Below are 20,433 nucleotides of genomic sequence, written 5' to 3' on the forward strand. Positions count from 1 at the left end.
CCCCCGGCCGGGCACCCGTTCACCCCACCGGTGTGAAGTCCCTCGCCCCGATGAACTCCGGTCGTCGGACCGGTGCCGCGAAGGGCTCCACCGCCGTGTTCTCCACGCTGTTGAAGACGAGGAAGACATTGCTGCGCGGGAAGGGCGTGATGTTGTCGCCCGACCCGTGCATGCAGTTGCAGTCGAACCAGGTCGCCGAGCCGGCCGGGCCCGTGAACAGCTTGATGCCGTGCTGGTCGGCGAAGCCGGTCAGGGCCTCGTCCGAGGGCGTGCCCGCGTCCTGCATGCGCAGCGAGCGCTTGTAGTTGTCGCGCGGCGTCTCGCCCGCGCAGCCGAGGAACGTCCGGTGCGAACCGGGCATGATCATCAGCCCGCCGTTCGTGTCGTGGTTCTCGGTCAGCGCGATGGAGACCGACACGGTCCGCATCCGCGGCAGCCCGTCCTCCGCGTGCCAGGTCTCGAAGTCCGAGTGCCAGTAGAAACCGGAGGCTCCGAAGCCCGGCTTGACGTTGATCCGCGACTGGTGGACGTAGACGTCCGAGCCGAGGATCTGCCGTGCCCGGCCCACCACCCGTGGATCGCTCGCCAGGCCGGCGAAGACCTCACTGATTCTGTGCACCTCGAACACCGACCGCACGGCATCCGACTTCGGCTCGACGATCGAGCGCTCGTCGGCCCGTACCGCCGGATCGGAGATCAACCGGTCCAGTTCGGCGCGGTAGCGCGCCACCTCGTCCGGCGTGATGAGCTGATCGACCGTCAGGAAGCCGTCGCGGTCGTAGCCGCTCAGCTCCGCCGCGCCGATGGGCCCGGGGGCGCCGGGCGCGGACCACACCACCGGGTCCCGGCGGGGGACCGCCACCTCGGTGGCGCCGCGCGTGGGGTACAGGTCGCTGACCGTGGTCGTCATCGCTCAGACCTCCTCCGTCAGCAGCGGGTAGACGCCGTTCTCGTCGTGGTCCTCGCGGCCGGTGACCGGCGGGTTGAAGACGCAGACGCAGCGGAAGTCGGACTTCACCCGCAGGGTGTGCTTCTCATGGCCGTTCAGGAGGTACATCGTGCCGGGCTCGATCCAGTGCTTCTCACCGGTCTCGTCGTCGGTCAGCTCGGCCTCGCCCTCGACGCACAGCACGGCCTCGATGTGGTTGGCGTACCACATGGACGTCTCGGTGCCGGCGTAGAGCGTGGTCTCGTGCAGGGAGAAGCCGACGCGCTCCTTGGCGAGCACGATCCGCTTGCTCTCCCAGGTGCCGGACTTGGCCTTGACGTGCCGGTCGGTGCCTTCGATGTCCTTGAGGGAGCGGACGATCATGATGTTCCTGCCTTTCTGTCGGGGTCGGGGTTCCGGGGGGAGGGGTCTCAGGCGGTCTCGCGGACCGCGCGGGCGAGGATGCGCAGACCCTCGTCCAGATCGTCGGGGGAGATGGTCAGCGCGGGCAGCAGCTTGACGACCTCGCTCTCCGGGCCGGACGTCTCGATGAGCAGACCGAGCTCGAAGGCCCGCGCGGCGACGGCGCCGGCGCGCGCCTTGTCGGCGAACTCCAGTCCCCAGACCAGGCCCCGGCCGCGGTACTCCGCGGTCGGCCCGGTGGGCTCGGCGCAGATCGCTCGCAGCGCCTGCTCGACCTGCTCGCCCCGGGCGAGGGTCTGCTTCTCCATCTGCCCGTCGGCCCAGTAGGTGTCGAGGGCCGCGGCGGCGGTGACGAAGGAGGGGTTGTTGCCGCGGAAGGTGCCGTTGTGCTCGCCCGGCTCCCACACGTCGAGCTCCGGCTTGAAGAGGGTGAGGGACATCGGCATGCCGTAGCCGCCGATGGACTTCGACAGGGTCACGATGTCGGGCGTGATGCCCGCCTCCTCGAAGGAGAAGAAGCCGCCGGTGCGGCCGCAGCCCATCTGGATGTCGTCGACGATCAGCAGCATGTCGCGGCGCTCGCACAGGTCGGCGAGGGCGCGCAGCCACTCCGGGCGGGCGACGTTGATGCCGCCCTCGCCCTGCACCGTCTCGACGATGACGGCGGCCGGCTGGTTCAGGCCCGAGCCCTGGTCCTCCAGCAGCCGCTCGAACCACAGGAAGTCCGGCACCTGGCCGTCGAAGTAGTTGTCGAAGGGCATCGGGGTGCCGTGCACCAGCGGAATGCCCGCGCCGGCCCGCTTGAAGGCGTTGCCGGTGACGGCGAGCGAGCCCAGCGACATGCCGTGGAAGGCGTTGGTGAAGGAGACGATCGACTCGCGGCCCTTGACCTTGCGGGCCAGCTTGAGCGCGGCCTCCACGGCGTTGGTGCCCGTCGGGCCGGGGAACATGACCTTGTACGGCAGGTCACGCGGGCGCAACACGATGTCCTGGAAGGACTCCAGGAACGCGCGCTTGGCGGTGGTGCCCATGTCCAGGCCGTGGGTGACGCCGTCGCGTTCGATGTAGTCGATCAGGGCGCGTTTGAGTACGGGGTTGTTGTGCCCGTAATTGAGCGCTCCGGCGCCGGCGAAGAAGTCGAGGTAGGTATGGCCGTCCTCGTCGTACATCCGGCTGCCCTGCGCGCGGTCGAAGACCGCGGGCCAGCTGCGGCAGTAGCTGCGCACCTCCGACTCCAGGGTCTCGAAGACGCTCAGGGCGGGCGGGGTGATGGTCATGACGGACTCCAGGAAGGTTCGGGGGTGTGTGCGGCTGCGGCGTCGGGATCAGCGGGCGATCGGACCGATGCGGTGGAGCACCTCGGGCTCGTGCCCGGTGTCCGGGAACAGCCCGCCGTCGAAGAGCACCTCGCGCTCGACGGGGGCCGCGTGGCGCGCGGCGAAGGAGGCGAACAGCCGGTTGGAGGCGGTGTTGTCCGGGGTGACGGTCGTCTCGATCCCCTGGATGCCCAGCTCTCCGGCGGTGCGGGCGACCAGACCCTCCAGCAGCGCGGCGGCCAGGCCCCGGCCCCGGTGTGCGTGGTCGACGGCCACCTGCCAGACCACGAGCACCTCGGGACGCTCGGGGCGGACGTAGCCGGTGATGAAACCGGCCGGCTCGCCGTCGGCGCGGCGGGCCACCGCGGAGGTGGCGGCGAAGTCACGGCACCACAGGAGGTAGCTGTACGAGGAGTTCAGGTCCAGCGCCTTCGAGTCGCGGGCGATGCGCCAGATCGCGGCTCCGTCCTCGACGCGGGGGGTGTCGAGCGTCAGTCCCTCCGGCATTTCCGGGAATTCGCTGTGGGCACGTGCAAGGTCTGCTTGTGCGGCGGTCATGCGGAGTGAATTTACCGAGGTAAATCAAAAAATGCATGGCGGGTTCCGCTGTCCCATGACGGCTCGATGTGTTATCGCGCGGGGTGCGCGGGCACGCGAGACCGCAGCGAAAGGTGGCTATTTGTCCGGTGTTTTCCGGGCAAAGCGGGCGGTTTTGTGGAGTGCGTCACAGGATGGAGGGCGTGCTGGAACGTCAATAAAATCTTTGTGTTTAGGGTCGAATAACGGGGGCAAGAGAATGCCGGGAAACTGCATGCAAATGAAATGGAGAAGCGGCCGGGAGTGTTCCCCCAGCGCTCTCGGGGCGAATTCGCCGGGAAAGCCGGGCGGGCCCGCGCCGGCGTCGGCCCGAGGCCCTTGGCGCACGGCGGGAGCCGGCTCGTACAGTGCGTTCATGAGCGACAGTGGTGTGCTGCACATCAAGGGGCGGGTGCTCGTCGGCGCGGACCCGGAGGACGGGGTGCGCGACGAGCTGTGGGCCGTCGACGGGAAGATCACCTTCGAGCGGCCGGCCGGGGCGCGGGACGTCACCACCATCGAGGGCTGGGTGCTGCCCGGCCTGGTGGACGCCCACTGCCACGTGGGGCTGGACGCGCACGGCCCGGTCGACGAGTCGACCAGTGAGAAACAGGCGCTGACCGACCGCGACGCGGGCGCGCTGCTGCTCCGCGACGCCGGCTCCCCCTCGGACACCCGGTGGATCGACGACCGCGAGGACCTCCCCCGGATCATCCGCGCGGGCCGCCACATCGCCCGTACGCGCCGCTACATCCGCAATTACGCGCACGAGATCGAGCCCGAGGACCTGGTGGCGTACGTGGCGCGCGAGGCGCGGCGCGGGGACGGCTGGGTCAAGCTCGTCGGCGACTGGATCGACCGCGAGACGGGCGACCTGTCGTCGTGCTGGCCGCGCGGCGAGGTCGAGGCGGCCATCGCCGAGGCGCACCGGCTGGGGGCGCGGGTCACCGCGCACTGCTTCGCGGAGGACTCGCTCGCGCCGCTGGTGGAGGCGGGCATCGACTGCGTCGAGCACGCCACGGGCCTGACCGAGGAGACGATCCCGCTCTTCGCCGAGCGGGGCGTCGCGATCGTGCCCACGCTGGTCAACATCGCGACCTTCCCGCGGCTGGCGGACGGCGGCGAGAAGAAGTTCCCGCGCTGGGCCGACCACATGCGCCGCCTGCACGAGCGGCGCTACGAGACGGTGCGTGCCGCCTACGACGCCGGCATACCGGTCTTCGTCGGTACGGACGCGGGTGGCTCCCTCGCCCACGGCCTGGTGGGCGAGGAGGTCGCGGAGCTCGTCAAGGCGGGCATCCCGCCGACGGCCGCCCTCACGGCGGCGTCCTGGGGCGCCCGCGAGTGGCTGGGCCGTCCGGGCCTGGAGGAGGGCGCCCCGGCCGACCTGGTCGTCTACGACACGGATCCGCGGGCGGACGTACGGATCCTGGGGACGCCGCGACGGGTGGTGCTGCGGGGGCGGGTGGTCCGCTGACCGCCTTCAGGCGGAGCGGGCGGACGGCGGTGCGGGTGGCCGGCCCGCCCGAACAGGTGTGACGCGGGTGACGGGGAGCGGCTCCCGCGCCGACAGAATCGAATGCGGCTGCGAAACCTACCCTTTCGGATGAACTGGCGTCAGGGCCCTGCCCGTTCACCCTCCCGAGGTCAAACATGGCGGGGTCCCGCCGTCGGCGCGTGCGATGTCCCCCATTGGCCGCGCCGACGGCTCCACGCCTCCCGTGGGGGTTCCACACACGTGTCCAGCACCACCACCGCTTCCTTCGGCATGCCCGTACGCCGCCGCGCCGCGGTCGCGGCCACCGTCGCCATCGCCGCGGGCGGCGGCGCGATCGCCGTCACCCGCCGCCGGGCGGCACGCAAGCGGGCCTAGCGGCGACGGAGGGGACGCCAGGCGGCACCTAGCCACCGGGCGCCCCCTCGACCGCGCCAGGGCCTCCGGCGGATCATGAGGGGTGCACCACCGCTACGCGGCGGTGTCCTCAAACGCCGGACGGGCTGGTTCGGCCGGGCTCAGCCGATATCAGCCCGTTCGAGGACGCGCGCCGCAGCCGAAGGCCCGTCGGCCAGGCCCTCTAGCCGTCGGCCAGTGCCTTCCTCAGCGCCTCCGCGAAGCGGTCCGTGGTCGCCCGGTCCCGGACCGCCAGCCGCAGATAGTCCGGGCCCAGCCCGGGAAACGTGTCACCGCGCCGGACCGCGAACCCCAGCCCCCGCAGCCGGGACCGCACCGCCGCCGCGTCCTCCAGCCGGACCAGCAGGAACGGCCCGGCCGCCGGGCCGAACACCTCGACCCCCTCGAACTCCGCCAGCGCCGCCGTCAGATGGGCCCGGTCGGCGGCCAGATGGTGCGCGGCGTGCGCGGCCTCGGCCAGCGCCGGGGGAGCGCTGCACACCTCCGCCGCCGCCAGCGCCGGTGACGACACCGGCCACAGCGGCTGCGCCCGCTCCAGCCGGGCTATGGTGCCGGGCGAGGCCAGCACGTAGCCGATGCGCAGCCCTGCCAGCCCCCAGGTCTTGGTGAGGCTGCGCAGTACGACCAGCCCCGGCAGGTCCGTACGGGACGCCAGGGACTCGCGCTCGCCCGGCACCGCGTCCATGAACGCCTCGTCCACCACCAGCGTCCGCCCCGGGCGCGCGAGCTGGGCCAGCGCCTGGGCGGGGTGCAGCACGGACGTGGGGTTGGTGGGGTTGCCGATCACCACCAGATCCGCGTCCCCCGGCACCGCCCGCGGATCCAGCCGGAAACCGTCCTCCGGATCCAGCAGCACCCGCTCCACCGTGTGACCGGCGTCCCGCAGCGCGGCCTCCGGTTCCGTGAACTGCGGATGCACCACGACGGGCCGCCGCACCCGCAGCGCCCGGGCCAGCAGGACGAACGCCTCCGCCGCGCCCGCCGTCAGCAGCACCCGCTCCTCCGGCAGGCCGTGCCGCTCGGCCACCGCCCGCCGCGCCGCCCGCCCGTCCGGGTAGGCGGCCAGCCCGTCCAGCGACGCGGCTATGTGCTCCCGCAGCCACAGCGGGGGCGTGCCGGAGCGCACATTGACCGCCAGATCGGTCAACTCCGCGCCGCCGCCCCGTACTTCGGCGTCACCGTGGTGGCGCAGATCGGGTTCGCTGGGTGTGTGCATGGCCGCGGGCCGCCTTCTCTTCGCCTGGACTCGGGTGCGGGCCGGGCGGGAACCCGGCCCCCCGACGTTACTGACGGCCCGCCGGGCGCCTTCACGCGGGTCCGCGCGCGACGGCGCACGTCACCCGCGCGGACTTCCGCTTGGTCACCACCAGGGCACCGCCGGGTCCGGCCGCCAGCAGCGCCGCCGCCTCGGCCACCCCGGGCGCCCCCACCGCCGCGAGAGCCGCGGCCGACGGATGGGGCACCGCCACCGCCGCCAGCTGCCGCGCCCCGTACCCGCGCAGCGGCACGCCCAGCCGGGCCGCGGCCGCCACCAGCCCGGCCTCACCCGTCTTCGCCTCCGCCGTCACCAGCGCCACCGGAGTGCCGCCCGGGCCCGCCTCCGCGAGCGCCCGCCCGATCAGCGCGAGCACCTCCCCGGCGTCAACCCCCCGGCGCGCCCCCACCCCGACAAACAGCGGAATCCGGGGCGGAACGGTGGCCGTCGAGGGCTCCTGGGACAAGAGTGGGAGGTCAGCACGCGGTGACGAGGAGAGAGAGGAGGCTCCGTGCCGGTCGTCGTCGCCCTCGGCGCGTTCCTGATGACACTTCTCGGCGGGTGGGCCGCCCAGCGCTTCACCGACCGCAGACACCTCATCCTCGGCCTCGCCGGCGGACTGATGCTCGGCGTCGTCGGCCTCGACCTGCTCCCGGAGGCCCTGGACGCCGCCGAGCGCGAGATCTTCGGCGTACCCGTGGCCCTGCTCTGCTTCGTCCTCGGCTTCCTGACCGCGCACCTCGTCGAACGGCTCCTGGCCGTACGCCGCGCCAACCACGGCATCACCACCGGCGAACGCGTCCCCCAGGTAGGCCTCACCGCGGCCGCCGCGCTGGTCGTCCACAGCGCCATGGACGGCGTCGCGATCGGCGCGGCCTTCCAGGTCGACACCAGCATGGCCGTCGCCGTGGCCCTCGCGGTCATCGCCCACGACTTCGCCGACGGCTTCAACACGTACACGATCACCGACCTGTACGGGAACCGGCGCCACCGCGTCCTGCTGATGCTCGGCGCCGACGCCCTCGCCCCCGTCGTCGGCGCCGCCTCGACCCTGCTCTTCACCCTTCCGGAGCAGTTCCTCGGCATCTACCTCGGCTTCTTCGGCGGAGTGCTGCTCTACCTCGCGACCTCCGACATCCTCCCCGAGGCCCACCACGAGCACCCCGCGCGCTCGACGCTGGCCTGCACGGTCGCCGGGGTGGCGTTCATCTGGCTCGTGGTGGGGCTGTCGAGCTGACGTCACGGCCGCCGCGGGCCGGCCACGAAGCGCTCCGCGGTGCCGGGCGCCCCCGCCCAGTGGGTGTGCAGGTAGGAGGCGTGGACGCCGCCCCGCACGAAGCCCTCGACGCGCCGCTCGGGATGGGTGAACCCCCACGCGGGGGCGGCGCCCGCGCCCGGCTCGATCACCGTGCGGTGGAACTCGTGACCGCGTACGCGCGTCCCGGCGGGGGCCAGGGCGTTGTCGGCGATCGCGACGGCCTCGCGGTAACCGAGGGTGAGGCGCTCGGACATGCGGGCCTCGGCGGGCAGCACACCGCACATCGGCCTGCCGTCGAGGGAGCGGGAGAGGTACAGCAGGCCCGCGCACTCGGCGGCCACCGGCGCACCGGATTCCGCCAGGGCGGCCACGGCCTTCCGCAGGGGCTCGTTGGCCGAGAGCTCGGGGGCGTAGACCTCCGGGAAGCCGCCGCCGATGACCAGACCCGCGGTGCGGTCCGGCAGGGCCTCGTCGCGGAGGGGGTCGAAGGTGACCACCTCCGCGCCCGCGGCGGTCAGGAGTTCCGTGTGCTCGGTGTACGAGAAGGTGAACGCGGCACCGCCGGCCACGGCCACCACCGGTCGGTCGCCGCTCGGGTGCGGGCCGGCGGGTGGGCACGAACCCGCCGGGTCCCACGCCTCGTCGTGCATCGGGGGCGCGCTGCGCGCCAGGGCCAGCAGGCCCTCCAGATCGCAGCCCGCGCGCACCTGGGCCGCCTGGGCCGCCACCGCCTCCAGCGACTCCGCGCTGCGTTCCGCGACCGGTACCAGCCCCAGGTGGCGGCTGGGGGTGTGGACGCCCGGGACGCGGCGCACCGCGCCCAGGACCGGCACCCCCGACTCCTCCAGGGCCTCGCGCAGCAGGCGTTCGTGGCGGTCCGAGCCGACCTTGTTGAGGATGACGCCCGCGACCCGCACCTCGGGATCCCAGGAGGCGAAGCCGTGCACCAGCGCCGCCACCGAACGCGACTGCGACGACGCATCCACGACCAGCACCACCGGCGCCCGCAGCAGCTTCGCCACATGGGCCGTCGACGCCAGCTCGCCCTGCCCGCTCGCGCCGTCGTACAGGCCCATCACGCCCTCGACGACGGCGACGTCACAGCCCTCGGCCCCGTGCAGGAACAGCGGGGCGACGCGGTCCGGACCGCACATGTACGCGTCGAGATTGCGGCCCGGCCGGCCCGTGGCCAGCGCGTGGTAACCCGGATCGATGTAGTCCGGGCCCACCTTGTGCGGGGAGACCTTCAGGCCGGCGTCGGCGAGGGCCCGCATCAGGCCGGTGGCCACGGTCGTCTTGCCGCTGCCGGAGGCGGGAGCGGCGATGACCAGCCGGGGTACGTGCCTGCTCACCACTCGATGCCCCGCTGGCCCTTCTGGCCGGCGTCCATCGGGTGCTTGACCTTGGACATGTCCGTGACCAGATCGGCGAAGTCGACCAGCGCCCGCGGCGCGTTGCGGCCCGTGATCACCACGTGCTGGGTGCCCGGCCGGTCCCGCAGCACCTGGATCACCTCGTCGGTGTCGATCCAGCCCCAGTGCATCGGATAGGCGAACTCGTCGAGCACGTAGAGCTTGTACCTCTCCTCCGCGAGGTCGCGCTTGACCTGCGCCCAGCCCTCGCGCGCCTTCTCCTCATTGCTGAGCTCGCCGTCCTTGGCGTCCCGCTGGATCCACGACCAGCCCTCGCCCATCTTGTGCCAGTCGACCGTGCCGCCCTCGCCCGAGGCGCCGAGCACCCGCAGCGCGTTCTCCTCGCCGACCTTCCACTTCGCCGACTTCACGAACTGGAACACCCCGATGGGCCAGCCCTGGTTCCACGCCCGCAGCGCCAGCCCGAACGCCGCCGTCGACTTGCCCTTGCCGATGCCGGTGTGGACGAAGACGAGCGGCCGGTTGCGGCGCTGGCGCGTGGTGAGACCGTCGTCGGGAACGACGGTCGGCTGTCCCTGTGGCATTTAGGCGGCCCTCCTGGAGTTGGTGTTCCGTACGGTACGTACGAGCGCGGACACGCTGTCCGCGCGCAGTTCGTCGAGCGTCACCACCGGCCCGCGCAGCTCGCGGCCCAGCTCGCCCGCCAGCCCGAGCCGCACCGGCCCCGACTCGCAGTCCACCACCACCGACGCCGTGCCCTCGCCCGCCAGCAGCCGCGCCGCGCGTGCCGCCCGGACCAGCGGCTCCGGGCCACCGGTGGCACGCCCGTCGGTCACCACGACCAGCAGCGGGCGCCGCGACGGATCGCGCAACCGCTCCACCCGCAGCACCTCGTGCGCCCGCAGCAGACCCGCCGCCAGCGGTGTACGGCCGCCCGTGGGCAGCCGCTCCAGCCGGGCCGCGCCCGCGTCCACCGACGACGTCGGCGGCAGCGCCACCCGCGCGTCCGCCCCCCGGAAGGTGATCATGCCGATCTTGTCGCGGCGCTGGTACGCGTCGAGCAGCAGCGACAGCACCGCGCCCTTGACCGCGCCCATCCGCTTGCGTGCCGCCATCGACCCGGACGCGTCCACGACGAACAGCACGAGGTTGCCCTCGCGGCCTTCGCGCACCGCCTCCCGCAGGTCGTCCCGGCGGACGACCAAACCGGGGCCACTGCGCCCGCGCGCCCGCTGGTGCGGCGCCGCCGCCTGGACCGTCGCCGCCAGGTGCAGCTTGGACAGCGCGCCCCGAGGGCGGCGCGCACCGGTCGTCCGGCCGTGCGCGGTGCGCGCCCGGGAGCGGCGCCCGTCCGCGCCCTCGCCGAGCCCGGGGACGTCGAGCTTGCGGGTGCGGAAGGGGTCACCGGCGGCGACGGCCGGGGCTTCACCCCCCTCGGCGGCGTCCGCCGACGGCTGCGGCGAAGCCTGCTCGGAGCTCTCCCGCTCCTCCCGCTGTCGCGGGGCCTCTTCCCGCTCCGCGCCGGACTCCTCGCGCTGCGGCGGGAGTTCCGGGCCGCCGGGACCGTCCGTACCCGGCGGCGGCTCGCCACCGCCCGGGCCGTCGTCACCGGGACCGTCCTCCGGGCCCTCCGGCTCCGGCTCGGGCTCCGGCTCGGGGTCCTCGTCCTCGAACTGCCGCAGGATCTCGTCGAGTTTGTCCTCGTCGAGACCGGGGGCGTCGAAGGGATTGCGGCGGCGCCGGTGCGGCAGCGACAGCAGCGCCGCCTGCCGCACGTCCTCGGCGGTCACGTCCGTACGCCCCGCCCACGCGGCCAGCGCCGACGCCGTCCGCGCGGTCACGATGTCCGCGCGCATGCCGTCCACCTCGAAGCCGGCGCACACGGCGGCGATCCGGCGCAGGGCACCGTCCCCGAGCCGTACGCCCGGCAGCAGCGCCCGCGCGGCGGCGATCCGCTCGCGCAGTGCGTCCTCCTCGGCCGCCCACTTGGCGGCGAAGGCCGCCGGGTCCTCGTCGAAGGCGAGCCGGCGGCGCACGACCTCGACGCGCTCCTCGGTGTCCCGCGAGGCCGCGACCTCCACGGTCAGCCCGAAGCGGTCGAGCAACTGCGGGCGCAGCTCGCCCTCTTCGGGGTTCATGGTGCCGACGAGGAGGAAGCGGGACGCGTGCCGGACGGAGACGCCCTCACGCTCGACGGAGGAGGAGCCGGTGGCCGCCGCGTCGAGGAGGGAGTCCACCAAGTGGTCGCCCAGGAGGTTGACCTCGTCGACGTACAGCACTCCGCGGTGCGCGGCCGCCAGCAGGCCCGGCTCGAACGCCTTCACGCCCTCGCCCAGCGCCCGCTCGATGTCGAGCGCCCCCACGAGCCGGTCCTCGGAGGCACCGACGGGCAGCTCGACCATGCGGGCCGGGCGGGTGTCGCCCGCCCCGCCCGGGTGCGGCCCGTCCGGGCAGGTGGGGTCGGGGACGGCGGGGTCGCAGGAGAACCGGCACCCGGGGACCGTCACGATCTCGGGCAGCAACGCGGCCAGGCTGCGGACGGCCGTCGTCTTGGCCGTGCCCTTCTCGCCCCGTACGAGCACTCCGCCGATGGCCGGTGAGACGGCGTTGAGCAACAGGCCCAGCCGCATGTCGTCCATGCCGACGATCGCGGTGAACGGATAGGTGGCCGAGGCCATCAGGAGTTACCCCCTTCGAGGGAATCGATTCGACCGGGCACATCGGTGGCGGCGTGAGCGGGGGCGAGCCCGGGGCTGCCAGGATCTCTCCGCGCGGGCAGAGGCGGCGCCCCCGGCGGTATGAACCGCGGCCCGTCGGGGACCCCGTCCTCGATCAGCCGCAGCAGCGCGTCCGTGTCCGCGTGCTCCTCGATCAGGTCCCCGAGGCGGTCCAGCTGTTCCTCGCGCAGGGCGCCGAAGCTCGTATCGGGCGCGGGCACGAACGCCCGTCCCGCCGCGCGCGCCACCTCGCGCAGGAACGCCCGCCGGAAGCCGTCGCTCTCCAGCGAGCCGTGCCAGTGCGTCCCCCAGACCGAGCCCACCCGGCAGCCGTCCAGGAACGGCTCACCGGCCGTGACCTCGGCGACGCCGTGGTGGATCTCGTAGCCCTCGACCCGCTCGCCCAGCGCCTCGCCGACCGGCCGCGCCAAGGTCTTCTCCACCGCGAACCGCACCCGTACGGGCAGCAGGCCCAGCCCCTCGACGACGCCCGCCCTCGACTCGACGTCGTCCTCGATCCGCTCGCCCAGCAGCTGGAAGCCGCCGCAGACGCCCAGCACCGGCCGGCCCTCGGCCGCCCGCCGTCGCAGCGCCTCCGCCAGCCCGCGCTCCCGCAGCCACGCGAGCGCCCGTACGGTCCCGCGCGTGCCCGGCACGATGACCAGGTCGGCGTCGGCGAGCTCCTCGGGGCGGTCCACGAAGCGGACGATGACGCCCGGTTCGGACGCCAGCGCGTCGACGTCCGTGAAGTTCGACATCAACGGAACCGCGCACACCGCGACCCGCAGCACGTCCGCACCGTGCGGCGGGGCCACCACCGACTCTCGGACCGCGCCGCGCATCGACACGCGCAGTCCGTCCTCCTCGTCGATGCCGAGCCCGTGCGCGTATGGCAGCACACCGACCGTCGGGCGGCCGGTCAGGTCGCGCAGCATGTCCAGGCCGGGCTCCAGAAGCGTCACGTCACCGCGGAACTTGTTGACGATGTAGCCCGCTATCAGCTCCTGGTCCTCCCGGGACAGCAGGGCCGTCGTACCGAAGAAGGACGCGAAGACCCCGCCCCGGTCGATGTCACCGACCACGACGACCGGCAGCCGCGCGGCGCGCGCGATACCCATGTTGACGATGTCCGTGCGCCGCAGGTTGATCTCCGCCGGGCTGCCCGCGCCCTCGCAGATCACCGCGTCATGGGTGCGGCGCAGCTCCTCCAGGCACTCCGTCACCGTCCCGAACAGCTGCTCCTGGCGCCCGGAGTGGTAACCGCGGGCGCTGAGCTCACCCACCGGCTTGCCCATCAGCACCACCTGGCTGCTGCGGTCACCGCCAGGCTTGAGCAGGACGGGGTTCATCAGCGCCGACGGCTCGACGCGCGCGGCCGCCGCCTGCATGGCCTGCGCGCGGCCTATCTCCGCGCCCTCGCGGGTCACGAAGGAGTTCAGCGACATGTTCTGCGCCTTGAACGGCGCGACCTTGACGCCCTTGCGGACCAGCCACCGGCAGATCCCGGCCGTCACCACGCTCTTGCCCGCGTCCGAGGTGGTCCCGGCCACCAGCAGGCCCCCGCCCAACGGGCCCGCGGGCCCGCTCCTGTCCGCTGTCACCGGTTCCCCCTTCGCTTCGCGTTCCGCGCCACGGTCCTGCTGCAAAGGCTGCCCAGCGCGCGGCCCGCCACCGCGGTGCCCAGCGCCAGCAGCGACACGCGCCGCGAGAGCCGCACCGCGCGTTCGATGTCCGCCACCTCCACGGGGCGGTTCTCACCGCCCAGGACGGGCCGGTGTTCGACCCGGCCCGCGTAGGCGAGGGTGCCGCCCAAACGCACCCCCAGCGCACCGGCGAACGCGGCCTCCACCGGGCCGGCGTTGGGGCTCGGATGCCGGGAGGCGTCGCGGCGGGCCACCCGCCAGGCACCGCGCGGGTCGGGGCCGGCGAGGACGGTGAGGGCGGCGGTGAGACGGGCGCCGGGCCAGCCGGCGACGTCGTCGAGACGGGCCGAGGCCCAGCCGAACCGCCGGTGACGCGGCGACTTGTGGCCGACCATCGCGTCCAGGGTGTTGACGGCGCGGAAGCCGACCAGGCCCGGTACGCCCGCCAGCCCACCCCAGACGAGGGCGCCGACGACGGCGTCGGAGGTGTTCTCGGCGACGGACTCCACGACCGCGCGCGCGATCTGCTGCCCGTCCAGCGCCTGCGGGTCGCGCCCGCACAGGTGCGGCAGCCGCTCCCGGGCGACGTCCAGGTCACCGACGCCGAGCGCGCCGCCGATGGCGCGCGCCTCGCGGCCCAGGGACGTACCGCCCAGCACGGCCCAGGTGGCGGCGGCGGTCAGCGCGATGTCCGCGGCGGGGGAGCGGCGCAGGGTACGGGCCAGGAGCGCGGCACCGGCCGTGGCGCCGCCCGCGCACAGCGCGGCGTGCAGGGCGCCCCGGCCGCGGTGGTCGCGCCACAGCCGCCGCTCGACGGCGTACGCGGCCCGGCCGAAGGCCGCCACGGGGTGGCCCCGACGGGGATCGCCCAGGGCGAGGTCGGCGAGGAAGCCGAGCGCGGCACCGTACGCGAAACCGAGGTGCCCGAGGTGATCGGCGCGCGTCGCGGGCGCCGGACGCGGGAGACGCATGGGGCGCATGGGTCAGACCGCCGTCATGCCTTGGCGGGACCGGGGTTCGCTGGGCAGGGGTGGTCGGCGGCCGGGCATGGCGATGTGTCCTCACTCAGGGTCCGCGCCCTGGCTCGACGTGACCGGCGACCAGAGTCTCCTGGCTCCCGGATCGGCGTCGCCCCGGCCTTCCCGTCCGCTCGCGCGGACCGTGGCCCTGGGTGGGGGACGCTCCCCGGTGACAGTGGCGGGACCGCGCCGGACTCGCACCGGCTTCCTCTGCTGTCGCCGTTTGGCCCCGGAAGTCCACCATGGGCCGTGAACGGCCGTCAACTCACGTCTGAGCTGGGGTTCGAGTCCACGGGGCCGGGATGTGAAAAACGCCGGACGGGCTGAAATTCAGCCCGTCCGGCATTCGAGGACATTAGTGACGGTCGCTAGGCGACGATCAGATAGATGCCGTACCCCACGGCTGCCGCGCACAGTGCGAAGCACGCGTACGCGCCCGCGCGGGCCACCGCGGTCGGCCGCGTTCCCGCCGCGGAGGCGGACGACGTCCCGACGATGCCCATCGTGAAGATGCCGACGAGGCCGACCGTCACCACGAGACTGACACCGAAGACCTGGCCGAGTGCTGCCCAGTCGATGTGCATGGTGTGTGTTCCCTCAGCTCGTCGCGGCGGCGGGGGCGCGCCCCGCCTCGTGGGTCAGGGAGGTCGCCGGGACGGCGGCCGTCAGGGGGCCGGCCGGCGGCGGGGCGACGGCCTGGAGCGCGGTGGTGACCACACCGGCCGGCTCGGCGGCCTCGGCGACCGGCTCGTTGATGCTGTCGGGGGTGACCGGCTTGCGGCGGGACGCCATCCAGATGGCGCCGGAGACGGCCAGGCCCAGGACGGCGACCGTGGCGACGCCCCAGTCGCCCTGGTCGGCCAGCAGCGCCGCGCCACCGGCGACCAGGCCCGCGGCGGGCAGGGTCAGACCCCAGGCGAGGACCATCCGGCCAGCGGTCGACCAGCGGACCACGCCGCCCTTGCGGCCGAGGCCGGCGCCCATGATCGAGCCGGAGCAGACCTGGGTGGTGGAGAGCGCGAAGCCGATGTGCGAGGAGGCGAGGATCACGGTCGCGGCGCCGGTCTGGGCGGCGAAGCCCTGCGCCGGCTTGATGTCCGTGAGGCCCTTGCCGAGCGTCTGGATGATGCGCCAGCCGCCCAGGTACGTACCGAGCGCGATGGCCAGGCCCGCGGAGACGATGACCCACATCGGCGGGTCGGCGTGCGGGGCGACGGCGCCGCCGGCGACCAGCGCGAGGGTGATGACACCCATCGTCTTCTGCGCGTCGTTGGTGCCGTGGGCCAGGGAGACCAGGGCGGCCGAGGCGATCTGCCCGGCGCGGTAGCCCTTGGCGGTCTCCTTCTCGTCGCGGTTCCTGGCCAGGCGGTAGGTGAGCCGGGTCGCCAGGGTGGCGGCCAGACCGGCCACGATCGGCGCGGCGACGGCCGGGATGAGGACCTTCATGACGACCTTGTCGGCGTTGACCGCGTCGAAGCCGACGGACACGATGGTCGCGCCGATCAGGCCGCCGAAAAGGGCGTGCGACGAACTGGAGGGCAGACCGGCCAGCCACGTCAGAAGATTCCAGACAATCGCGCCGATCAGCCCGGCGAAGATCACTTCGGGCCTGATTCCGGCGCTCTCGTCGATGATGCCGCCGGAGATGGTCTTGGCGACCTCCACGGACAGGAACGCCCCGACAAGGTTGAGGGCCGCCGACATGGCCACCGCGACCTTGGGCTTGAGAGCCCCGGTGGAGATGGTGGTGGCCATGGCGTTGGCCGTGTCGTGGAAGCCGTTCGTAAAGTCGAACACCAAGGCCGTGACGATCACGATCCCGATGAGAAGCGTGATGTGTTCCATTCACCCAGGCAATCAGCTCGATGGTCAGTACAGCGGCGACCGTAAAGACCCTTGGTGAACGGAAGGTGAACTGGAACGGGCGGAGCGGTGGCGTCAACCGGAGGGGTGCAGCGTTGGAAGATCACGAAGGCGTTCGACGGGCCTGGGCGGACGTCGTGGCCACGGCCCGCCGCACCACGGCCGAGGGGCTCGTGGTGGGCACCTCGGGCAACGTTTCGGCCAGGGTCGGGAATGTCGTGCTCGTCACCCCGAGCGGAATCCCGTACGACAGCCTCGGCCCCGACGACGCGGTCGCCGTCGACCTCGACGGCCGACAGGTCCTCGGCGAGCTGGCCCCCACCAGCGAGCTGCCCATGCACCTCGCGCTCTACCGCGCCACCGACGCGACGGCCGTCGTCCACACCCACGCCGTCCACGCCACGGCCGTCTCCACGCTGGTCGACGAGCTCCCGCTGATCCACTACATGGCCGGCGCCCTCGGCGGCCCGGTCCGCGTCGCCGACTACGCCCTCTACGGCACCGAGGAACTGGCCGGGCACATGCTCCGCGCCCTCGACGGCCGCAGCGGCTGCCTCCTGCGCAACCACGGCACGGTCACCTACGGCACCGGCCTCGACCAGGCGTACGACCGCACCGCCCAGCTGGAGTGGATGTGCCGGGTCTGGCTGACCGCCTCCGCGATCCCCGGCCGCGGCCCGTCCCTGCTGACCGACACACAGCTCGCCGAGGCCACGACCAAGCTCGGCGGCTACGGGCAGCGGCGCGGCTGAGGCCCGACGATTGGCTGTCGCGCCCGGCCGAGGGCACCGGCGTGCGGTGCGCCTGCGGCCTGCCTGCGGCCACGCACCCGCCGAGTGTGTCCGCTCGGGCGCGGTCGGCCGGGGCGCGGTCGGCCGGATACGGCCACCGGCCTGCGACCGCCTGCTCACGCACCGGCCCAGTGCACCCGCTCGGCCACGGTCGGCCGGGTGCGTCGGCCGGACAGAGCCACCGGCATGCGGCCCACCGACTGCCATGTACTGGCCGAGTGCACCCGCTCGGGTACATCGGCCAGGTACGGCCACCGGCATGTGGCTCACCTGCTGCCGAGCGCCGCCCGAGCGCGCGCCCACTCGGGCGCTGCCGCGCCCCCGGGCGGAAGCCGCCGTGCCCACTGGCCCCCGGCGCCGACCGCGGCCACACTGGAGAGGATGCGTGTGCGTTCATCGGCGGCTCTGGCCGCCACCACCGTGCTCGGTGCCGGAGCGGCCGCAGTGGCGGCCGGGCGGTACGCCGGTCACGCCGCCCTCGCCCTCGCCCCCGGCGGTCCGATGCCCGGCGAACCGGCACTCACCGTCCACTCCGTCGGCGACGGCCGCATCGCCCTCACCCGCAGCATCGCGGCGGCGCGGCGCGGCACGTACGGCCTGACCGCACCCGGCCTGCACGCCGTCGTCGGGCCCGTCGTCGAGGGCGCCGAGCGCCCCGCCGACTGCGTCGTACGCCGCCTGGAGCGCGTCACCCACGGCGCACCCGAGCCGGGCGCGCGGGTGTGGCTCACCCCGCAGGTCCACCTCGGCAACCCCCACGACACCCTGGGCCTCGACCACACCGACGTCGCGATATCCGGCGAGCTCGGCCCACTGCCCGCCTGGTTCGTCCCCGGCGCCCGGGACACCTGGGTGATCACCGTGCACGGCCTGGGCACCACCCGGGAACACCCCATGGTCGTCATGCCCTTCCTGCACCGGCTGCGCCTGCCCGTTCTCGACCTCGCCTACCGCGGCGACCCCGGCGCCCCGCGATCCCCCGGCGGCATCGGCCGGTTCGGCGCCGCGGAATGGCGCGATCTCGACGCCGCCATCGGCCATGCCCTGCGCCACGGCGCCCGCCGCGTCGTCCTGCACGGCTGGTCCACCGGCGCCACCATGGCCCTCCTCGCCGCCGCGGACTCCGAGCACCGCGCGCGGATCGGCGGCCTGATCCTGGACTCCCCGGTGCTCGACTGGCCGGCCGCGCTGAGCGCCCTGGCCGCCCATCGCGGCATCCCCGCCGCGCTGGTCCCCCTCGCCGTCCGCGCCACACAGGGCAGGACCGGCCTGAGCCCCGACGGCCTCGGCCGGGCCGTCGACCCCGGGCCCGCCGTGCCGACGCTCGTCGTGCACGGGCCCGACGACACCCTCGCGCCCTGGCGCGCCTCCCGCGAACTGGCCGCCCGCCGCCCGGACCTGATCCACCTGCACGCCGTGCGGCACGCCCCGCACGCCGCGATGTGGAACGCCCACCCCGCCGGCTACGAGGAGTCGATGCGACGGTTCCTCATACCGCTGATGTAAGCCTCGATCAGGCCGTACGCAGGGGCAGTCACGGGTGGTGGACGGCCCCGCGGTTGATTCCGATTGGGTTTTCGGAGCGTCAACGGCAAGACTGCTCCTGTGACGTCCCGTACTCCGCGCGACTCCCGGCTCAGACTGGTCCCCCGACAGCCGATCGCCGCTGCCCGCCGGGCCGTGGCCAATCGTGGCTCCCGCCCGGCGCCCCGCCCTCCCGCGGGCACTCCGGCCCCGGCGGAACTGGCCCGGCAGGCGAGAGCGGGTCTCACGGGCGCCGTCCGCGTCGCCCGCTGGGCGGCCGACGAGCGCGGCCGAGGCGCCCCCCTGCGGCCGGGCGCCGCCGGGGGCCTCGCCGAGACGACCGCCGAGCGGGCCGCCGAGACCCTGGGACTGACGGCCCGACAGGTGCGGTGCGACTGGGACCGGGCCCGCCTCGCCGGACTCATCGAGCTCCACGGCGACACCGCCCGCCCCGGCTGGCGCCTGACGGCCTGGGACCGCGACGACGGCGCCGCCCTGCGCGGCTGGGTCGCCCTGTTCGACGCCTGGTCCCTGGCCCGCCCGGCGCCCGACGGCACCGACGCCACGATCGCCGCCGAGGTCGTCGAGGCCGCACCGCAGCTGCTGTCCGTCATGCACCTGTCGGCCGGCCCCGTCTCCGTCGCGATGCTCCTCGACCTGCTCCAGCAGCGCGTCGCCGAGATCCGCGCCGAGCGCTGCGAGGTCCCCTACGGCACCACGCCCGAGATCCCGGCACCCCCCGCCGCGCCCGCCCCCACCGATGGCGAGCCCCTCCCGGAGCTGCTCGACTGGGCACTCCAAGCGCTCGCCTCCGTCGGCGCCCTGGTCATGAGCGGCACCGGCCAACAGGCCGAAGCCCTCCTGACACCCCTCGGCAACTGGGCGGTCTGGGTCAAGCTCGAACAGATCTGCGTCGCCGCCCAGAGCCCGGCCGGCAACATCGAGCTCTCCGCCGAGGCCATGCTGCGCGGCTGCGCCGACCTCACCCCCGGCCCCGCGCGCGCCGAGTACCGGGCCTGGCTCGCCGCCCGCCCCACCCGCGGCGCCCTCGGCGAGCTCCTCGACGCCGCCCGCGGCGACGACGCGCTGGTGCGCGGCCTGGCCTTCGAGGCCCTGCGCGCGGTCGGCGCGGCCGCCGAGCCCGCCGTCCGAGCCGCCGTGGACGAGCCGGTCCTGCGCCCGTACGCCCTCCTCTGGCTCGCCGAGCACGAGGGCCGCGACCCGGAACAGGTGGCGGAGGTCCTCACCCGCGAGGAGGCGACCTGGCTGTGGGTGGACACGGCGGCGGCCGTCGCCGACCACGGGGAGAGCGGCCTGCTGGTCCGCCACCTCGACTCGGCCGTCCAGGGCACGGTGCCGGGCCTCCTCGAAGAGGTACGAGCCGTGGGGCACCCCCGCACGGTGCAGGTCCTCGTCGCCCTCGCCGCGGCGCATCCGGATCCGGCGCTGGCGAAGGCGGTTCGCCGGGCGGCCTTCCAGGTCCACGTTGGTGGCGCGTAAAGCGCGCGGCGTTTCTGGGTTCCCCCGTTGCCCTCGTGCGGGTGCGGGTTCCGCTGCGCGGGGCGGTTCTGGGTGCGGTGTCCGCTGCGCGGGGCGGTCAATGGTGCGGGGTCGGGCCTCCGCGGGCCCTATACGGGGCTGCTTCGCTTTACGCCCCGTATAGGGCCCGCTCCGACCCGCCCCCTCCCGTGGGTGGGTGGGAGAAAAACCAGTTGGTGGTTTCGGTCCGCTCTCGCGTTGCCGGTCACTACCGGTCTCTTTCTTCCCACCCACCGGCAGGAGGGGGCGGGCCGGAGGGGGTGGTGTGTCGGGCGTAAAGCGAAGCAGCCCGACAC

The 20,433-nt window shown here is 73.9% G+C and carries 19 protein-coding genes and 1 riboswitch; of the genes, 6 read left to right on the top strand and 13 right to left on the bottom strand.

Annotation, left to right across the window (positions count from 1 at the left end; translation table 11 throughout):
- Nucleotides 1-19: 19 nt before the first annotated feature.
- From thpD to ectA, 4 genes are read right to left on the bottom strand one after another with little or no spacing between them, the layout of a single operon-like run.
- The gene (thpD, locus tag ACZ303_RS01525; protein ID WP_467333900.1) at nucleotides 20-910 is read right to left on the bottom strand and encodes an ectoine hydroxylase; all 891 of its coding nucleotides are present in this window, start codon (nucleotides 908-910) and stop codon (nucleotides 20-22) included.
- Between the two features lie 3 nt (nucleotides 911-913).
- A complete protein-coding gene (locus ACZ303_RS01530; protein WP_467333902.1) occupies nucleotides 914-1,312 on the bottom strand; it encodes an ectoine synthase in 399 nt (132 codons plus the stop codon).
- Nucleotides 1,313-1,359: 47 nt separating this feature from the next.
- Nucleotides 1,360-2,628 (bottom strand): diaminobutyrate--2-oxoglutarate transaminase, encoded by a 1,269-nt coding sequence (gene ectB / locus ACZ303_RS01535; protein WP_467333904.1) that lies wholly within the window; start codon nucleotides 2,626-2,628, stop codon nucleotides 1,360-1,362.
- A 48-nt stretch (nucleotides 2,629-2,676) separates the two neighbouring features.
- Nucleotides 2,677-3,225: a diaminobutyrate acetyltransferase gene (gene ectA, locus ACZ303_RS01540; RefSeq protein ID WP_467333906.1), complete on the bottom strand. Its 549-nt coding sequence runs from the start codon at nucleotides 3,223-3,225 to the stop codon at nucleotides 2,677-2,679.
- A 394-nt stretch (nucleotides 3,226-3,619) separates the two neighbouring features.
- Between ectA and ACZ303_RS01545 the strand changes: the two genes are divergently transcribed.
- Together ACZ303_RS01545 and ACZ303_RS01550 are read left to right on the top strand one after the other, a co-directional pair.
- The gene (locus ACZ303_RS01545) at nucleotides 3,620-4,720 is read left to right on the top strand and encodes an amidohydrolase family protein (protein ID WP_467333908.1); all 1,101 of its coding nucleotides are present in this window, start codon (nucleotides 3,620-3,622) and stop codon (nucleotides 4,718-4,720) included.
- 261 nt (nucleotides 4,721-4,981) lie between these two features.
- Nucleotides 4,982-5,116: a hypothetical protein gene (locus tag ACZ303_RS01550; protein ID WP_467333910.1), complete on the top strand. Its 135-nt coding sequence runs from the start codon at nucleotides 4,982-4,984 to the stop codon at nucleotides 5,114-5,116.
- Nucleotides 5,117-5,318: 202 nt separating this feature from the next.
- On the opposite strand, the gene cobC is transcribed toward ACZ303_RS01550, so the two are convergent.
- Both cobC and ACZ303_RS01560 read right to left on the bottom strand, forming a co-directional pair.
- Nucleotides 5,319-6,371 (bottom strand): Rv2231c family pyridoxal phosphate-dependent protein CobC, encoded by a 1,053-nt coding sequence (gene cobC / locus ACZ303_RS01555; RefSeq protein ID WP_467333912.1) that lies wholly within the window; start codon nucleotides 6,369-6,371, stop codon nucleotides 5,319-5,321.
- Nucleotides 6,372-6,462: 91 nt separating this feature from the next.
- A complete protein-coding gene (locus tag ACZ303_RS01560; protein WP_467333914.1) occupies nucleotides 6,463-6,786 on the bottom strand; it encodes a cobalamin biosynthesis protein in 324 nt (107 codons plus the stop codon).
- Nucleotides 6,787-6,921: 135 nt separating this feature from the next.
- Between ACZ303_RS01560 and ACZ303_RS01565 the strand changes: the two genes are divergently transcribed.
- On the top strand, nucleotides 6,922-7,647 hold the full coding sequence (locus ACZ303_RS01565; RefSeq protein ID WP_467333916.1) for a ZIP family metal transporter: 726 nt from the start codon (nucleotides 6,922-6,924) through the stop codon (nucleotides 7,645-7,647).
- Between the two features lie 2 nt (nucleotides 7,648-7,649).
- On the opposite strand, the gene ACZ303_RS01570 is transcribed toward ACZ303_RS01565, so the two are convergent.
- The 7 genes from ACZ303_RS01570 to ACZ303_RS01600 form a co-directional block, all read right to left on the bottom strand.
- Complete coding sequence (locus tag ACZ303_RS01570) at nucleotides 7,650-9,023, bottom strand: cobyrinate a,c-diamide synthase (RefSeq protein ID WP_467333918.1); 1,374 nt, start codon at nucleotides 9,021-9,023, stop codon at nucleotides 7,650-7,652.
- Nucleotides 9,017-9,625 (bottom strand): cob(I)yrinic acid a,c-diamide adenosyltransferase, encoded by a 609-nt coding sequence (gene cobO, locus ACZ303_RS01575; protein WP_467333920.1) that lies wholly within the window; start codon nucleotides 9,623-9,625, stop codon nucleotides 9,017-9,019. Before cobO ends, ACZ303_RS01570 begins: the two co-directional genes overlap by 7 nt.
- Complete coding sequence (locus ACZ303_RS01580) at nucleotides 9,626-11,719, bottom strand: putative cobaltochelatase (RefSeq protein WP_467333922.1); 2,094 nt, start codon at nucleotides 11,717-11,719, stop codon at nucleotides 9,626-9,628.
- Entirely contained in the window at nucleotides 11,719-13,326 is a 1,608-nt protein-coding gene (locus ACZ303_RS01585; protein WP_467334597.1) for a cobyric acid synthase, read from the bottom strand. The genes ACZ303_RS01580 and ACZ303_RS01585 overlap by 1 nt, the downstream gene beginning before the upstream one ends.
- 29 nt (nucleotides 13,327-13,355) lie before the next feature.
- Nucleotides 13,356-14,372: a cobalamin biosynthesis protein gene (locus tag ACZ303_RS01590; RefSeq protein WP_467333924.1), complete on the bottom strand. Its 1,017-nt coding sequence runs from the start codon at nucleotides 14,370-14,372 to the stop codon at nucleotides 13,356-13,358.
- A 133-nt stretch (nucleotides 14,373-14,505) separates the two neighbouring features.
- Nucleotides 14,506-14,630, bottom strand: a riboswitch (cobalamin riboswitch).
- Nucleotides 14,631-14,788: 158 nt separating this feature from the next.
- On the bottom strand, nucleotides 14,789-15,004 hold the full coding sequence (locus ACZ303_RS01595) for a hypothetical protein (protein ID WP_467333927.1): 216 nt from the start codon (nucleotides 15,002-15,004) through the stop codon (nucleotides 14,789-14,791).
- A gap of 13 nt (nucleotides 15,005-15,017) precedes the next feature.
- Nucleotides 15,018-16,265 carry an inorganic phosphate transporter gene (locus ACZ303_RS01600; RefSeq protein ID WP_467333929.1) on the bottom strand — a complete coding sequence of 416 codons (1,248 nt, stop codon included), beginning with the start codon at nucleotides 16,263-16,265 and terminating at the stop codon, nucleotides 15,018-15,020.
- 20 nt (nucleotides 16,266-16,285) lie between these two features.
- Between ACZ303_RS01600 and ACZ303_RS01605 the strand changes: the two genes are divergently transcribed.
- The 3 genes from ACZ303_RS01605 to ACZ303_RS01615 all read left to right on the top strand — a co-directional run bounded on the left by ACZ303_RS01605 (nucleotide 16,286) and on the right by ACZ303_RS01615 (nucleotide 20,098).
- Nucleotides 16,286-17,035, top strand: coding sequence for a class II aldolase/adducin family protein (locus ACZ303_RS01605; protein WP_467333931.1), 750 nt, complete (start codon nucleotides 16,286-16,288; stop codon nucleotides 17,033-17,035).
- A 420-nt stretch (nucleotides 17,036-17,455) separates the two neighbouring features.
- Nucleotides 17,456-18,580: an alpha/beta hydrolase gene (locus ACZ303_RS01610; protein ID WP_467333933.1), complete on the top strand. Its 1,125-nt coding sequence runs from the start codon at nucleotides 17,456-17,458 to the stop codon at nucleotides 18,578-18,580.
- A gap of 99 nt (nucleotides 18,581-18,679) precedes the next feature.
- Nucleotides 18,680-20,098: a hypothetical protein gene (locus ACZ303_RS01615; protein WP_467333935.1), complete on the top strand. Its 1,419-nt coding sequence runs from the start codon at nucleotides 18,680-18,682 to the stop codon at nucleotides 20,096-20,098.
- Nucleotides 20,099-20,433: the final 335 nt, after the last annotated feature.

The organism is Streptomyces sp. NPDC023527 (genome assembly GCF_055560115.1).

Excerpts from the sequence above, each read along its gene's own strand:
- ACZ303_RS01610 (WP_467333933.1), top strand. The coding sequence starts at position 17,456 with ATGCGTGTGCGTTCATCGGCGGCTCTGGCCGCCACCACCGTGCTCGGT.
- ACZ303_RS01605 (WP_467333931.1), top strand. The coding sequence starts at position 16,286 with ATGGTCAGTACAGCGGCGACCGTAAAGACCCTTGGTGAACGGAAGGTG.
- ACZ303_RS01530 (WP_467333902.1), bottom strand. The coding sequence starts at position 1,312 with ATGATCGTCCGCTCCCTCAAGGACATCGAAGGCACCGACCGGCACGTC.
- ACZ303_RS01545 (WP_467333908.1), top strand. The coding sequence starts at position 3,620 with ATGAGCGACAGTGGTGTGCTGCACATCAAGGGGCGGGTGCTCGTCGGC.
- cobC (WP_467333912.1), bottom strand. The coding sequence starts at position 6,371 with ATGCACACACCCAGCGAACCCGATCTGCGCCACCACGGTGACGCCGAA.
- ACZ303_RS01590 (WP_467333924.1), bottom strand. The coding sequence starts at position 14,372 with ATGCGTCTCCCGCGTCCGGCGCCCGCGACGCGCGCCGATCACCTCGGG.
- ACZ303_RS01595 (WP_467333927.1), bottom strand. The coding sequence starts at position 15,004 with ATGCACATCGACTGGGCAGCACTCGGCCAGGTCTTCGGTGTCAGTCTC.
- cobO (WP_467333920.1), bottom strand. The coding sequence starts at position 9,625 with ATGCCACAGGGACAGCCGACCGTCGTTCCCGACGACGGTCTCACCACG.
- thpD (WP_467333900.1), bottom strand. The coding sequence starts at position 910 with ATGACGACCACGGTCAGCGACCTGTACCCCACGCGCGGCGCCACCGAG.
- ACZ303_RS01580 (WP_467333922.1), bottom strand. The coding sequence starts at position 11,719 with ATGGCCTCGGCCACCTATCCGTTCACCGCGATCGTCGGCATGGACGAC.
- ectB (WP_467333904.1), bottom strand. The coding sequence starts at position 2,628 with ATGACCATCACCCCGCCCGCCCTGAGCGTCTTCGAGACCCTGGAGTCG.
- ectA (WP_467333906.1), bottom strand. The coding sequence starts at position 3,225 with ATGACCGCCGCACAAGCAGACCTTGCACGTGCCCACAGCGAATTCCCG.
- ACZ303_RS01600 (WP_467333929.1), bottom strand. The coding sequence starts at position 16,265 with ATGGAACACATCACGCTTCTCATCGGGATCGTGATCGTCACGGCCTTG.